The sequence below is a fragment of the Micromonospora pallida genome (genome assembly GCF_900090325.1).
GTDB lineage: Bacteria > Actinomycetota > Actinomycetes > Mycobacteriales > Micromonosporaceae > Micromonospora > Micromonospora pallida.
The window spans coordinates 2,182,491-2,196,919 of sequence record NZ_FMHW01000002.1; the positions used below are offsets into that span (position 1 = coordinate 2,182,491).

General features: G+C 70.4%; 12 protein-coding genes. 3 read left to right on the top strand and 9 right to left on the bottom strand.

The genetic code is table 11. The annotated features are described in order from the left end of the window. Positions 1 to 42: 42 nt before the first annotated feature. The 9 genes from GA0074692_RS33885 to GA0074692_RS33895 form a co-directional block, all read right to left on the bottom strand. Positions 43 to 300: a MafI family immunity protein gene (locus tag GA0074692_RS33885; RefSeq protein WP_141725208.1), complete on the bottom strand. Its 258-nt coding sequence runs from the start codon at positions 298 to 300 to the stop codon at positions 43 to 45. A gap of 560 nt (positions 301 to 860) precedes the next feature. Then, positions 861 to 1,268 (bottom strand): hypothetical protein, encoded by a 408-nt coding sequence (locus tag GA0074692_RS33890; protein ID WP_141725209.1) that lies wholly within the window; start codon positions 1,266 to 1,268, stop codon positions 861 to 863. Beyond that, positions 1,268 to 5,776: a polymorphic toxin-type HINT domain-containing protein gene (locus GA0074692_RS09550; protein WP_141725210.1), complete on the bottom strand. Its 4,509-nt coding sequence runs from the start codon at positions 5,774 to 5,776 to the stop codon at positions 1,268 to 1,270. Before GA0074692_RS09550 ends, GA0074692_RS33890 begins: the two co-directional genes overlap by 1 nt. A 99-nt stretch (positions 5,777 to 5,875) precedes the next feature. Beyond that, the gene (locus GA0074692_RS09555; protein WP_091641979.1) at positions 5,876 to 6,424 is read right to left on the bottom strand and encodes a TlpA family protein disulfide reductase; all 549 of its coding nucleotides are present in this window, start codon (positions 6,422 to 6,424) and stop codon (positions 5,876 to 5,878) included. 9 nt (positions 6,425 to 6,433) lie between these two features. Continuing rightward, a complete protein-coding gene (locus GA0074692_RS09560; protein ID WP_091641982.1) occupies positions 6,434 to 6,970 on the bottom strand; it encodes a MauE/DoxX family redox-associated membrane protein in 537 nt (178 codons plus the stop codon). Continuing rightward, positions 6,967 to 7,401, bottom strand: a complete 435-nt coding sequence (locus GA0074692_RS09565) for a lasso peptide biosynthesis B2 protein (RefSeq protein ID WP_091641985.1) — start codon at positions 7,399 to 7,401, stop codon at positions 6,967 to 6,969. The genes GA0074692_RS09560 and GA0074692_RS09565 overlap by 4 nt, the downstream gene beginning before the upstream one ends. Next, positions 7,398 to 7,658 carry a lasso peptide biosynthesis PqqD family chaperone gene (locus tag GA0074692_RS09570; RefSeq protein WP_091641988.1) on the bottom strand — a complete coding sequence of 87 codons (261 nt, stop codon included), beginning with the start codon at positions 7,656 to 7,658 and terminating at the stop codon, positions 7,398 to 7,400. Before GA0074692_RS09570 ends, GA0074692_RS09565 begins: the two co-directional genes overlap by 4 nt. Before the next feature lie 8 nt (positions 7,659 to 7,666). Beyond that, positions 7,667 to 9,496, bottom strand: a complete 1,830-nt coding sequence (locus GA0074692_RS09575; RefSeq protein ID WP_091641991.1) for an asparagine synthase-related protein — start codon at positions 9,494 to 9,496, stop codon at positions 7,667 to 7,669. 42 nt (positions 9,497 to 9,538) lie between these two features. Further along, positions 9,539 to 9,673, bottom strand: coding sequence for a keywimysin-related RiPP (locus tag GA0074692_RS33895; RefSeq protein WP_141725211.1), 135 nt, complete (start codon positions 9,671 to 9,673; stop codon positions 9,539 to 9,541). Between the two features lie 531 nt (positions 9,674 to 10,204). On the opposite strand from GA0074692_RS33895, the gene GA0074692_RS09580 reads away from it, so the two are divergent. From GA0074692_RS09580 to GA0074692_RS09590, 3 genes are all read left to right on the top strand, one after another. Continuing rightward, complete coding sequence (locus GA0074692_RS09580; RefSeq protein ID WP_091653107.1) at positions 10,205 to 11,485, top strand: MalY/PatB family protein; 1,281 nt, start codon at positions 10,205 to 10,207, stop codon at positions 11,483 to 11,485. Positions 11,486 to 11,687: 202 nt separating this feature from the next. After that, positions 11,688 to 13,412, top strand: a complete 1,725-nt coding sequence (locus GA0074692_RS09585) for a sulfatase-like hydrolase/transferase (protein WP_176738364.1) — start codon at positions 11,688 to 11,690, stop codon at positions 13,410 to 13,412. After that, entirely contained in the window at positions 13,409 to 14,422 is a 1,014-nt protein-coding gene (locus tag GA0074692_RS09590) for a formylglycine-generating enzyme family protein (RefSeq protein ID WP_091641999.1), read from the top strand. Before GA0074692_RS09585 ends, GA0074692_RS09590 begins: the two co-directional genes overlap by 4 nt. The last annotated feature ends 7 nt before the right edge of the window (positions 14,423 to 14,429 follow it).

A 14,429-nucleotide genomic window follows, 5' to 3' on the forward strand; every position in this document is an offset into this window, starting at 1 on the left:
ACAGGGATTTGGCAAATGCTGCTGCTTACCGACGGCAACCGGTCACTCAACTTTGAGTTCGTCGAGCCGATCAACAGCGGATTGCTCCTCCAGTTCATCTCCAATCACTTTAAGTCGTTCATAAAAATGTCGCGACATAGCAAGTGAATCCTCAAAGATCCAGGAGCAGAGGGCATCGAAAGCCAGCCCCAGCTCCCCAACCTGCACCAACTCAAGGACATCGGTTCTGACATTGCTAGACGTGATGGGCGACTCGTCCAGCAGGGCTAAAATGCCCGCTTGCGCCTGGCGAAAATCCACTTCTTCACCCCAAGTACCGTGCCAGCCTCGTCGACCCCTACCGTGATCACCTGCGCAAACGTCGAGCCGAAGACCCCGGCGTCCCCGTCAAGCACCTCTTCGAAGAGATCAAGACCCTCGGCTACGAGGTGGCTTCACCCTGCTCCGCCACCGCATCCTCCTCGGATAACAGCACCCTCCGTCACCACCGAATGTGAGACAGGGCCGTTCGTTTTACAGACCCGAACACGGCCCAGCAACGACGACCAGGCCCCGCCGCCCGCCAAGCGCGCCCCCGCCGCGCGGCCAAGCAGTGAGCCAGCCGGACCAAGATCCCGGACCAAGATCCGACTGGCTCAAAACTGCTCTACAGGATCAAGTACGGCCCGGCTTACGCCGGGCCGCGCGCACACGCTACGGCCTACGGCCCCGCGCGCACGCCCAGCATCAGCCAGTCATCGATGAATGCATATGCGTTGAAGGTGTCTGACGGCAATATGCTTGCACCATGGCACCCCTATGCGCACCTGGCGGTCCCGCCTTCACTGAGCGTAGCTGAAGACGGGACCGGACAATTGGCTTCAGATGAGATCTGGCGCTACAGGTCCTTCGAGATCGAAAACGGGCACTTGGCGCTCATCTTCGGAGCGCCAAACTGAGAATATCCACTCTCCGTAGGGATAGTCACTGATGGTTTCGAAGATGCGCCCGGTTCGGGTTTTCAAACTTAAATCGAGCCCAACATCGCGAGTCTGCGCGCCTACTTGAACGATTTCATCTCCGATCAGGTCATTGAGACCGTGAGCCTTCGCGGCGTCGCCTGAAATCGACGGAGACATTGCAGAAATTTCAGTTGTAGAAACACGCCAGTTCGTGTTGACACGTAGGCGCCAGCGGTTTCCGCTGAGGCATACGCCATCACCATCCGCCTCGACAACAGCGATCGGGAGCGGGAGAAACGCCCTGATTTCCTCTATCCACGGGAACACTATGGCTCCAACTCAATGTGCGTCCTAGACCGGACATACTGCTTCGGATTCACGCCCCTCGGCGGCTGCACCGGCCTGCCCGTGAATGGACTGACTGGCGCATCGGCCCCGTTTGTAAACGAGGCTCGAAGCCCCGCATTTCCGTTGGCTGACGGCTGCATAATGCGGATCCTACTGCCATCCGGAAGTTGGAAGCCCGTACCTGCCGAACGGGTGGGGAAGGTGCTAAATCCAGCCTCTCCCGCGTCGACCGCCGCCTGCAATCCTGACTCCAGCCGCGAAGCGCTCGTGGGCACTACGGTCCCGTTTGCGTCTGCCACGAACGTAGCCCTGCCGCAGTTGTGTACGAGAACTGGCGTGTTGCCGGCTACCACATAGTACGTCTCAATGTCGGCGACGGAGAGGTCGTGCATGGTCGCCTTGCCGGTGTACGAGCGGATCTCGCGGACGGTCACCCGGTCGCCGTCGTCGGAGCGGAGTTCCTCGCCCACCCACAGGTCGGTGGCGTCCACCGATGCCTTACGGGTCTCGCTCCAGAAGGGGTGGTGCTGGGTGGTCTTGATGGTGGTCCGCTCGCCGTCGGCGACGGTGACCCAAAGGTCGGTGAGATCGGTGTCCTCGTGCCGGTGGGTCCGGGTGACCTCACGTTCCTCGGTTCGGCCGGTTTCCGGGTCGGTGGCGACGACCTCGTCGCCCTCCGTCAGTTCCTCGATGGGTTTCTCGCCACCGTCGGCTACCAGCACCCTTGTGCCGGGCGCGAAGCTGTGCCGGTTACCGGGGAGCAGGCAGGAACTCGCCTGCTCGAGGACCTGGTCGGCCCACTTGCGTTCCTCGTTCCACTTCATCAAGCCCGAGACGGCGCGTCGGACGGTACCGACAACCTTGTCGAACTTGCGGACGAGCTGGACCGCCTTGCCCCAGGGGAGCATGTTGACCAGCGTCCAGGCGCACGCTTTCAGGTCGCCGCCGATGCAGCCCATGATGTCGTCGACGCCGAAGAACTGGAGCAGGAGTTGCCCGCCAGCTCGGATGATGATGTCGATCGCGTTTTGCTTCTTGATTTCGTTGGCGCGTTTGATCTGCTCGTCGGTGAGGCCGTTGTTGCGGCCACCGCCGCCGTTACCGTTGCCGGTGTTGTACGCGCTCGTGCCGAAGCCCATCTCCTCGGCGGTGCTGCCGGTGACGGTGACCGTGTTGTTCCACTGGTAGCCGTTCTGGCCCTCGCCGTCGTTGTTGCCCTCGATGGCGTGGAGGCCGCTGGGGTCAGAGAAGGTGATCGGGCTGTTGTTGCTGTAGGCGTAGGCGTTCCACTGCTGTGGGTCTGTCAGGTTCTGGATGGGGTCGACGGAAATGAACCGGCCGAGTCCGCTGTCGTACTGGCGGGCGCCGACGGTGGTCAGGCCGGTGGGGTCCTTGTCGCCGCCGACGAACCCCTTGCCGTTGACCCACTGCGGCTGGGTGCCGCGCGGATCGCCGTACGGCGTCTGTCGGCGTACGGTGACCGCCTGGCTGTTGGCGTTGACGGCCGTCTGCTGGGTGCCCTGATGGTCGGTGTAGAGCCAGGTCAGGCCGGCGGGCGTACGGTTGCCGATGGTGCGTCCGGCGAAGTTGTAGTGGCGGGTGCCGGTGGCGGCGGAGCCGTTCTCCCGCCGGACCTCCTGGCCGGGCAGGTAGAGGGTGGTGCCGGCGGCATCCCGGCGGATCAGCCGGGTTCCGTTGGCGTCGTAGATGTTGGTCTCGACGGTCTGGCCGCCGGCGGTCACCGAGGCGAGCTTGCCCTCGGAGTTCCAGTGCAGGGTCTGGGAGTCGGCACCGGTGGCGCAGTTGTTCGCCGTGGTGCCGACCGGCCGGCAGGTCATGTTGCCGGTGTTGTCGTAGGCGTATTCGGTGGTGACCGCCGACGCGCCCGGCGCCTGAGTGGTGACCGAGGTGACGGCGTGCGGGCGGACGGCGGTCGCGCCGCTGGCCGGCACGGTGTGGTCACGGGTGGTGGCGCCAGCGGCCGTGTGCACGGTCTCGCTGGTGCGGTTGCCGACGTTGTCGATAGTCCACTCGTGCCAGTACGGCGCGGGGCCGCCCAGGTCCGCGACGCTCGGGTTCGTCGCGCACGGCACACCCGATTGCGGCGTCCAGGCGCTGGTGAGCCGGCGCAGGTTGTCGTAGCGGAAGCACTGGGTGTCAGCCGCCCCGACCTGCGGGGTGTCGGCGATGGAGAGGATGTTGCCGGCCGGGTCGTGGTCGTAGTGGGTGTCGACCACCGTGCCGGCGGCCGTCTCGGGCTGCACCTCCAGTCGCTTCACCCGGCGGGTGGTGAGGTCGTAGTGTGTCGTGTCCTGGACGTAGACGCCGCCGTCGGTCTTGCGGGTGGCGAGGGTCGGCTCGCCGTACGGGGTGTACTCCTGGCCGATGACGTACCGGCCGACGTTGATCATCCCGGTTTTCAGCTCGACAGGCAGCCCGGTCGTCTGGTCGTAGGTGGTCTCGACGGTCTCGTTGGTCAGGCCGCCGGGTCCGGGATAGCTGATCGTCTTCGGGCTGCCGTCGATCGCGTACCCGTAGCCGTAGGCCCAGGTGCCGGCCAGTCCGTCGCCCTCGTTCGCCGGGATCACGTAGTGTTCGCTGGTCGGCTGGTAGCGCAGGTTGAAGCCGACCACCCGCTGCTTGTAGGCGTTGGTCGAGCCGGCCGACTCGTAGCGGGTGCTCTCCGTCAACTGTCCCCGGACGGTCTGTCCGGCGTAGGTCTTGTCGTACTTCCACTCGGCGAGCTTGTTCGTCGCGGCGACGCTGCCCTGGTAGAGCGCGGTTCGGCGGCCGAGTGAGTCGTACTCGTTGACCAGGACGGTGTTGCGGGCGTCGGTGATCGTCTCGGGCTCGTCGTACTGGGTGTAGGTGGTGGTGGTCGTGCCCTTGTCCGGGTCCTTGGCGGTGATCTGCCGGCCCTTGACGTCGTAGCTGTTCACCCACTGGTTGCCGGCGGTGTCCTTCACCACCGTGAGCTGGCCCTTGGGGTTGTACGTGTAGGTGGTGACGTGGTCGGGGGTGACCTGGGATTCGTCGGCGCGTTGCCGCAGTTCGACGGTGCGGCCTTCGATGTCGGTCTTGGTGGTGGTGACCGTCCCGCCGTCCGGCGGCGTCACCACCGTGGTGTCACCCAGGTACTGGGTGGTGGTGCGCCACTTCTCCACCAGGTTGCTGACCCCGTCGGTGCCGAAGTAGACCTGGTCGGTGGCGCGGGACGCGTCGTCGTGGACGGTCTTGGTGAGCGCTGGCACGGACCACTCCGGCTCCCACCAGAGCGCGCCCGATGGCGTACCGGGCTCCAGGTGCTCCTGGTACGCCGTTGTCGCCCGACCGATCTTGTCGTACAGGGTGTCGGTGACCACCCGGTCGCCGCCCACGCCGGCCCGCTGGGCCTGCCGGGGCCGGAGGAAAGCGTCCAGGATCTCGTACGTCGTCAGGTAGCCGCCGCCGGCGTGCAGGCGCTGAGTCCTCGTGTAGGGGTAGGCGTCCCGGTTCGGCGCGTAGTAGTAGTCGTACTTCACCGACGGGGTGTTCGGGTTGCTGGCTCTCGGCCAGCCGACCTCCCAGCCGCGGTAGAGCCGGCCCATCGGGTCGTACTCCATCTCCGCGATCCGGCCGTTGTAGTCGGTGGTCTTGATCGGCTTGCCCCAGTAGGGCCGGGTCTCGATGGTGGTGGTCCAGTCGGTGGTGCTGCCGTTCGGGTCGGGCGTGCGGGTGAGCACCTGGGTCACCGGTCCGCCGGTGGCCGGGGTGTACTCGGTGGTGGAGGTCCGTCCCCGGATGTCGGTGGCGGTCTTCGGCCGCCCGTACGCGTCGAAGGTGGCCTGGCTGAACGTCTGCCACGCCGTACCGGTCACCGACGAGCAGTCCTTGAGCTTGTCGACGCGGGTGACGGCACCGGTCGTGGGCACCTGGTCGACACTGGTCGCCCCGTCGTAGAACCTCCGCTCGTCGGCGATCATGTGGCCCTGGGTCCCCGGAACGGTCGCGCACGGCAGTGCCTTGACCGTGATCCGCTTGACCGCCTGCACGATGTTCAGCCCGGTGTTGCGGTTGTACTGGTAGGTGGTGCACTTCTCGTCGTTGGCCGTGGTGATGTCACCCTCGGACTGGATCGTCTCGGTGGTGCCGTAGGTGTCGTGGAAGGTGGAGACGGTGCGCGCGGTGCGCCAGCCTCCGGCACCGTCCACGCCCAGCGCGGTCGACGCGTACGTGGTTTGGGTGTTGACGTAGCGGGCGGTGACCTCGTCACCGTTGATGGTGCGGGTCGCCGTCGCGGGTGAACGCCACGGCACGTTGACCGTCTTGCTGACCGGCTTCGTGTCGACACCGTTGTAGACAACCTGTTCGCGAACCATGCCCGCGAACTGGTCCTCGTCGTACACCGTCTCGCCGCCCACCGACGCGGCCACCGTCACGGTACGGGTGCCGCCGCTCTTGTTGAGCCGGTCACCGTGCATGCCGCGCAGGAATGTGGTGCGGGTCAACGTCTGGACCGGGGCATCACCCTTGCGGACCTCGACCTGGGCGAAGCCACGGAACTGGTTCCACGTCTTGCGCTTGGGCGGTACCAGACGATGGTGTCTTTACGCCGCCACGGTGGCGGCAGCCGACTGCGGCACCGAGTGCGCCCACCGTCCTGTCCAACTCAGCTCGCCGGTGGGCTCGACGACGAAGAGCGCCGGGAAGGCGGTCACCGCGAACGCGTCGCGCACCACCTCGTCGGGGTCCACCACGATCCGCGCCAGCGGGGCCAGCCGGCGGGCGTACGCCGCCGTCGCCGACGGTCCGGTCACCACCACCACGACCCGGGAGCGTCCGCCCGGCCAGCGGGCGGCGACCGCGCCGAACTCCCGCCGCAGCCGTCGGCACGAGCCGCAGGTCGGGCTCAGCATCGCGACCAGCGTCGGCCCCGACGCGTCCCCGGCGGAGAACGGCTCTCCGTCGGTGTCGGTGACCGAGAACGCGCCAATGGTCGAGCCGACCGGGAGCGCCCGGGCCGGCAGGCCGCGCTCCTCGACGTCGGCGAGGAGTTCGGCCTGCACCCGGAGCCGGCGGACGACGGCCACCAGCAGGGCGGTGTGGCCGGCGCAGACGACCGCGAGCAGGACGACGGTGGCGACGAGGGCGGGCACGGCGGCCTCCTAGAAACGGGCGGTGAACACATCGACGAGTTGTTCCAGGCGCAGCAGCACGCCGGCCAGGAGCGCCGCGCCGACCAGGCAGACCGGCACGCCGGCCAGCGGCGGCAGGTCACCGCCACCGCCCGGCCCGGTGGCCCAGAGTCCGACCACCACCACGGCGAGCAGCAGGACGTTCCGGACGATCGGCAGGGCACCGCCGGCGGTGGCGGACGCGCCCAGGCACCGGCACGGCACCACTAGGCCGGCGCGCACGCCGCGCCACAGGCCGACGGTGAACGCGCCGAGCAGCACTGCGGCGAGCGCGAAGGCCCACGGCGCGGTCCGCTCGGCCGTCAGCCCCCCGACGACGGCCGCCTCGGCGGCGACCACGGACAGCGCGAGCGGGCCCACCCGGTCGACGCGCACTCCGGACAGCGCGGCGGCGGCCCGGCGGAACTCGCCGAAGGCGGCCCGGTCGCGCAGCTTGCCGCAGACGGCCACGACGAAGACGACCAGGACCGCCGCCCGGCAGGTCCAGCCCAGGTAGAGCGCGGTCACCGGGGCGTCCGCGCGACGGCCACGGTCAGCAGCGGGACGTGGAACCCGTCCGGGTACGGCTCGTCCACCGCCGATCCGTCCACCTCGACCCAGGCGTGCGCGCCGAAGGGCGGGTGCACCCGGGCCCCGACCTGCCAGGTGGGCCACGTGCCGCGCAACCGGCACAGCAGCACGGTGGCGATGGAGCGGGGCAGGCAGCCGAGCGGGCCGGCGCAGAAGGCGCTGGTCCGTACGGTGTCCCGCCGGGCGGCGGCGGCCTCGGCGTGGGTGGCCGGCCGGGCGCCCCGCGACAGCCGGTGCAGCACCCGGCGGATGGTCGCCGGGGACCGGGTGGCCAGGAGGCGGGCGGCGAGGACGACGACCCGGACCAGCAGTCGCCGGCGCGGGCCCAGCGTCTCCGGCCGGTACGGCACGGTCCGCTCGGTGGTCATCTGCGGACCACCAGGTGGGCGGCCTCCAGTTCGGCGATCAGGGCCGGTACGTCCCCGGCGGCGTCAGCCGGGTCGCCGTCGAACTCCGTGGTCAGCCGGGCGACAACCTCGTCGGGTTCCGCGCCGGCCAGCAGGCCGGCGAGCACCCGAGCCCCGGTGACGTTGAGCGTCCAGTATTCACCGTCGGCGGTGTCCAGCAGCACCCCGCCGTACTCGGTCTCCGCCCAGGTCAGGCCGGCGCGCAAGGCGAAGCTCATCGGTCCCCCTACAGTCGTGTCGGTACGGTGTCCACGGTGCGCAGCCAGGTCTCGCAGGCGAGCGTCTGGTCCAGCTCGTACCAGGTCCGCTCCCCCGGCGACCGCAGCGCGGCCCGCAGCCGGGCCGGGTCGACCAGGCCCCGCTCGGCCAGCCGGGAGTGCTCGGCGAGGTCGAGCAGCCGGTCGCGGTACGCCAGCGCGCCCCGCTCGGCGGCGATGGAGGTGTCCGCCTTGCCGCTGCGCTCCAGCAACGGGGCCGGCAGCACGTCGCGCATCGCCGCCCGCAGCAGCGGCTTGTACCGCCCCGGGTCGGTGACGTCGGCGAGCCGGACCGCCAGGCAGGCCGTCACCACCGCGTCGTCGAGGTACGGGGCGGCCATCGGCACCCCGTGGCCGGCGGTGAGCTGGGCCATGTGCCGGGTGTTGGCGGCACCGGCGTGGATCGCCGCGAGCCGGTTGTGCGTGCCAGGGTCGGCGGCGAGCGGGGTGGCCTGCGCGGCGGCCCCGGCCAGCAGGCCGCGCAGGGCCGCGACCGCGTCGGGGGTGGCCCACGGGGCCACGCCGATCGGCAGCTCCCAGCCCAGCGGCGGGCGGTCCATCGCGGGCCAGCCGGCGGTCAGGTCCCGGGCGAGGGTGGCCATCCAGTCGGCGTAGCCGCGCCGGTCGAGCACGGCCCGCAGCACCGCGCCCCGGGGCCAGCGGTACGCCGCGCGCATCACCCGCAGTTGGCGCCACGCGGTCCGGGGATGGGTGCGCAGCAGGGTCAGTTGCAGTCCGGGGTCGGCGGTGAGTAGTTCGTCCCCGCCGAAGCCGGTCAGCCGCACCCGGGCGCCGTGGGCGGCGGCCCGGTCGGAGAGGGCGAGGAAACTCGCGCGGTACATGACCGCGGCGGTGGGCTCGTCGAACCGGTCCGCGCCGTCGAGCGCCCCGGTGTACGGCAGGGGGTTGACCTCGGCCGGCACCACCTCGTGGACGACGGTGCCGAGGGCCTGCACCGCCCGGGTGGCCCAGGGCAGGTCGTCGTCGAGCGGGTCGACGCTCACCGAGGTCAGCGCGACGACGTCGGCCGGGCCGGTCGCGGCCAGCGCGCAGAGGGCGGTGGAGTCCGTTCCGCTGAGGTCGGTCGAGACGACGCCACCGGCATCGGTGCGGACCCGTACCGCGTCGGTGAGCGCCCGGCGCAGGCCGTCGGCCGCCTCGGCCAGCCCCAGCGTCGGCTCGGGCGGCTGCCAGCGGGTGACCGTACGGGGTGCGGCGTCGGCGCGGAGCACCAGCCGCTGGTCGGGGCGGAGCGCCTCGACGCCGCGCCAGACCGGCTGCCAGCACAGCGGCCACGGGGCGTACGGGGCGAGCAGGCGCAGCGTCAGCCGGTCGGTGTCGACCGGCGCGTCGAGCAGGGCCGCCACGGCGTCGGCCCGGTCGGCGGCCACGGTGACCGCGCCGGCCCGACCGAAGTAGACCCGGCGGTACCCGGAAAGGGTGCCGTGCAGGTGGGTGCCGCCGTCGGCGGAGACGGCTACGTGGAAGCTGCCCGGTGCGGCGGCCACCGCCGCGCACCACTGTCCCGGGTCCGCCGTGCCGGCGGCGAGTCGCCACAGGTCCGGCCCGGTCAGCAGGTGCTCGCCGAGTACGGCGAGGCGACGGTCGCCCTGTTCACCGACCGCCACCTCGCCGTCCGACCAGTGTCCGACCAGCCAGGGCCGACCGGACGCGTGGGTGATGATCCGGAGCCCCGGCAGCCGGGGGGCCGGAGGGTCCAACAGCGCGGCCCCCGCATCGGTGTCCGGCACCATGACGAACCAGGACAGAGCAGGGTCGATGCGGGGAAGACTCGCCATCGCGTGGAATCCTCACGGGCCGGGGCACCGTCACCGGTGCGGTCAGTTGCAGATAGCTGCCGGCTTCTGGGTCACGAAGGACTCCCGGCAGCTGGTGAACAGGCTGCCGGCCGTCTTCTCCGCGAACCGACCGGCCTTCACCAGCGTCGGCCGCTCGTAGGCCACCTTCTTCGTCATCGGGTTTCACCACCTCTCCACGGACCGGGACGACCGGTGTCCGTTCCGTGCTGCGCACCGGACGCGTCCGGGCGTGGTGCCGCGAGAGTCAGGACCGGGTGTGGAGGATCGCCCCGTCCGATACCGCGCCACCGTCTACCGCCCGGCGCGACAGTAGTTCTACATATTGATGGAAGTCAATTATTTGTGAATACTCGATTTCCGCCTCGGCCGGGTTCGACAGATCAAGTGGGGCCGCTTACGACTGCCGACTCCCCGTCTGGAACCGCTACCACCGGCAGCGACCAGAGACCCATGAGCAGCGGAATCCGCCTCGAAGCGGATCCTAACCAGGAACGTCGACGCACCGTGTCCCCATCGGACACACGGAGTGGAGATCGGACGGAACACCGGAAGAATATGAGCGATACCCGCTCGATACTTGAGTCACTCTCGACCGGCGATCGAGCTGTTCTCCGTTTCCGATGGTGGTTGGTTCCGGACGGATCCGGGGAACCCCGCCGGCCGACCGGCGGTACTAGGGTGGTCGGCATGGCAGGCCCCGCCCCCTCCGCCGGCCCCTCCCCGGCCGGGAATCCGCTCGCCCGGCTCACGCTGGACGAACTCCGGCAGCGCACCAGCGTGAAGTGGCGCATGCACCCACCCGACGTACTCCCCCTCTGGGTGGCGGAGCAGGACGTACCCCTCGCCGAGCCGGTGGCCGACGCGCTGCGCCGCGCGATCGACCTCGGTGACACCGGCTACGCGCACGGGACCGCGTACGCCGAGGCGCTCGGCGCGTTCGCCGCCCGACGCTGGGGTTGGTCCGACTTCCGCGTCGACCATGCCACCGTCGTACCCGACGTGATGATGGGCATCGTCGAGGTCCTGCGACTGGTGACCGACCCGGGCGACGCGGTGGTGGTCTGCCCCCCTGTGTACCCACCCTTCTACGCCTTCGTCAGCCACGCCGACCGGCAGGTGATCGAGGCGCCCCTCGGCCCCGACCTGCGGATGGACCACGCCGCGCTCGACGACGCCTTCCGCCGGGCCCGCGCCTGCGGCCGCCGGCCGGCGTTCCTGCTGTGCAACCCGCACAACCCGACCGGCGTCGTCCACCGCCGCGACGAACTCGAGGCCGTCGCCGAACTGGCCGACCGGCACGGACTGCGGGTGATCTCCGACGAGATCCACGCCCCCCTGGTGCTCCCCGGAGCGCGCTTCACCCCGTACCTCACCGTGCCCGGCGCCGAGAACGCCTTCGCCCTGACCTCCGCCTCCAAGGCGTGGAACCTCGCCGGCCTCAAGGCGGCGCTCGCGGTCGCCGGGCCACGGGCCGCCGCCGACCTGCGCCGAATGCCCGAAGAGGTCGGCCACGGCCCCAGCCACCTGGGCGTCATCGCGCACACCGCCGCGTTCCGCGCCGGCGGGCCGTGGCTCGACCTCCTCCTCGACGGCCTCGACGCCAACCGCACCCTGCTGGAGACGCTGTTGGCCGAGCACCTCCCGGCCGTCGGGTACCACCGCCCCGAGGGCACCTACCTCGCCTGGCTGGACTGCACCCGGCTGGGTGTCGCCACCGAGCAGCCGGGCGGCGCCCCCGGTGTGGTCAGCGTCGCCTCCGAGCAGCCGGCCGACGGACCCGGTGTGGTCACCGACGTCGCCGGGCCCGCGAAGCTGTTCCTCGACCAGGCGCGGGTCGCGCTCAGCTCCGGGCACGTCTTCGGCACCGGCGGCGCGGGGTTCGTCCGGCTCAACTTCGCCACCTCACCCGCGATCCTCACCGAGGCCGTCACCCGCATGGGTCGGGCGGTCTCCGCCGCGTCCGCCTGACTTTCGGCCGCTCAGGTTCCCTCTACCCAACACCGCCAATTCCCTAGTAAGCTGATAGACATAGCGGGGAATTGGGTGCCGTGCCGCTGCGGAGCCTCGTGGCGTTCGCCGTCTTCGGCAGTAGTCGGCGCGTCGCGACGTCGCGGCACCACCGCTCGCCACCCCGACTCGCCGACTGAGAGGACATCCCCCGATGTCACCGTTGTCCCTGAGACTGGGCGCGGCTGCCGCCACCGCCACCCTGGGCTGCACCGCGCTCGCCGCCACCGGCACCGCCGCCGCACCGATCGACACCGCCACGCCGGCCGGCCCCGGGCGGCCCAACATCGTGTTCGTGCTCGCCGACGATCTGGGCTGGGCCGATGTCAGCACCGGCCTGGCGAACAAGGGGTCGGGCAACCCCTACAACGAGACCCACACCATCGACCGCCTCGCCCAGGAGGGCATCGCGTTCGACAACGCCTACGGCGGCCCCAACTGCGTGCCGACCCGGGCCGCCATCCTCACCGGGCTCTACGCGCCCCGGCCGGCGAACAACCTCTACCTGGTCGGCGACCTCGACCGTGGCGGGGACGACACCCTGCTGGACGGTGCGTCGCAGGGACTCCCCGACGGCGACGACGCGCTGCCGGCCGAGGCCTACACCGTCGGCGAGGCGCTGCGCGACGCCGGCTACGCGACCGGATACGTCGGCAAGTTCCACGTGACCAAGACCGCCGACCAGATCACCACCGACTTCGGGTTCGAGGAGAACCTGGGCGGCTCGAACTCGGGCCACGCCAGCGAGTACCACGCCATCGACGGTACGTTCAACAACAGCGTCGGTCCGGCGCTGGACAGGTTCGCGGCCGACTACACCCAGCAGTACGTCGACGAGAACATCAAGCCGCACTCCCACGGCGTGACCGACGCGGCCCTGGACGCCCTCGTCGGCACCGACAAGCACGTGACCGACGCCGTGGCGGACGCGACCATCGACTTCATCGACCGCCACAAGAACGAGCCGTTCTTCACCTGGGTCAGCAACTACGCGATCCACACGCCGATCGGCGCCAAGCAGCCCCGCGCCGACCTGCTCGCGAAGTACCGAGCCAAGCCGGCCGTGCCCGGCCATCCGGCCAACGCGCCGTACTCCGCGCTGCTGGAGGGGCTCGACCAGGGGCTGGCCCGCCTCGTGCACCACCTCGAGACCACCCCGGATCCCCGCAACCCGGGGCACCCGCTGGCGGACAACACCATCGTGGTCGTCACCTCCGACAACGGCGGGACCGCGAACGCCGACAACGGCTGGCTCAGCGGCTACAAGGGTGAACTGCGGGAGGGCGGACTGCGGGTGCCCACCGCCGTGTGGAGCAAGGGCGAGCACCTGGTCGACGGCGGTGTGGTCGACTCGACGCCGGTCCACGCGGTCGACTACCTGCCGACGTTCGCGTCGCTGGCCGGCGCGAACCTGCCCAGGGGCCTGCGCCCCGACGGGACGGACGTCAGCGGAATCTGGCGCAACGCGAACGCTGAACTCGGCGCCCGTCCGCTCTTCTGGCACCTGCCCGGATACCTGATCGCGGGCGTCCGTGACCAGCGCCCCGAGACGGTGATCCGGTCGGGGCCGTGGAAGCTCAGCTACCACTACGAGACCCAGGACTGGGACCTCTACCACCTGGACAGCGACATCGGCGAGACCACCGACCTGGCCACGGCGTACCCCGACGTCACCTGGCGGCTCGGCAGCCGGCTGATCCGCTGGCTCGACGACGTCGACGCGCCGCTGGCCACGCTGCGCGACGGCAAGGCCCCGATCACCGTCACCGTCCAGGGCACGGCGTACTCGGACGGGAAGATCACCCACTACGACGCGCCGACCGCGCTGACCGTCCGGCCCGGCGACGAGGTGCCGGTGCTGCTGCCCACGGCGGTCACCGGCCGATGACCTCGGCGCACCACCACGGCACCGCCGGGTCGACCACGCCGAGTTGCTGCGCCCCCGGTGGCCTGACCACGGCGACCGACGGGCTGCTCCAGATCGGCCGCCGCCCGCAGCCGACCCCCTCCGCCCGGGAGGCTGACCGGCCGCGCTCCACGCGTGGCCAGGTCCGCCTCCCGGGCGGGGCCTTCGCCATGGGCGACGCCTTCGGCGAGGGCTACCCGGGCGACGGGGAGGGGCCCGTGCACGAGGTCGACCTCGGCGCCTTCACCATCGACGCCACATCGGTCACCAACGCCGCCTTCGCGACCTTCGTCAAGGCCACCGGTTACGTCACCGAGGCCGAGACACTCGGCGTCTCCGCGGTCTTCCACCTTCAGGTGAAGGCAGAGCGTCCCGACATCCTCGGGGCCGCCACCGGGACCCCCTGGTGGCTCGTGGTCCGGGGTGCCGACTGGCGCCACCCGTACGGGCCGGCCTCCTCGATCACCCAGCTCCAGAACCACCCCGTGGTCCAGGTGAGCTGGAACGACGCCCGCGCGTACGCCGCGTGGGCGGGCAAGCGCCTGCCCACCGAGGCGGAGTGGGAGTACGCCGCCCGGGGCGGTCTGGCGGGGGCCCGGTTCCCCTGGGGCGACGACCTGCTCCCGCGCGGTCGGTGGAACTGCAACATCTGGCAGGGCGAGTTCCCCCGACACAACAGCACCGACGACGGCTTCGTCGGCACCGCGCCCGTCAAGCAGTACGCCCCCAACGGCTACGGCCTGTTCAACATGGTCGGGAACGTGTGGGAGTGGTGTGCGGACTGGTTCGCCGCCGACACCTACGCCCGGCGTGCCGGCACCCGCGTCGTCGATCCCACCGGGCCGGCGGAGCCGGACGTCACCGGCCGACGGGTGATGCGCGGCGGGTCGTTCCTGTGCCACGACTCCTACTGCTACCGGTACCGGGTGGCGGCCCGCTCCGGGAACACCCCGGACTCCGCAGCCTCCAACGTCGGCTTCCGCTGCGCCTGAGTCCCTC

Coding starts and splice junctions, on each gene's coding strand:
- GA0074692_RS09580 (WP_091653107.1), top strand. CDS start 10,205: ATGGCAGGCCCCGCCCCCTCCGCCGGCCCCTCCCCGGCCGGGAATCCG.
- GA0074692_RS33895 (WP_141725211.1), bottom strand. CDS start 9,673: ATGACGAAGAAGGTGGCCTACGAGCGGCCGACGCTGGTGAAGGCCGGT.
- GA0074692_RS09565 (WP_091641985.1), bottom strand. CDS start 7,401: ATGACCACCGAGCGGACCGTGCCGTACCGGCCGGAGACGCTGGGCCCG.
- GA0074692_RS09570 (WP_091641988.1), bottom strand. CDS start 7,658: ATGAGCTTCGCCTTGCGCGCCGGCCTGACCTGGGCGGAGACCGAGTAC.
- GA0074692_RS09575 (WP_091641991.1), bottom strand. CDS start 9,496: ATGGCGAGTCTTCCCCGCATCGACCCTGCTCTGTCCTGGTTCGTCATG.
- GA0074692_RS09590 (WP_091641999.1), top strand. CDS start 13,409: ATGACCTCGGCGCACCACCACGGCACCGCCGGGTCGACCACGCCGAGT.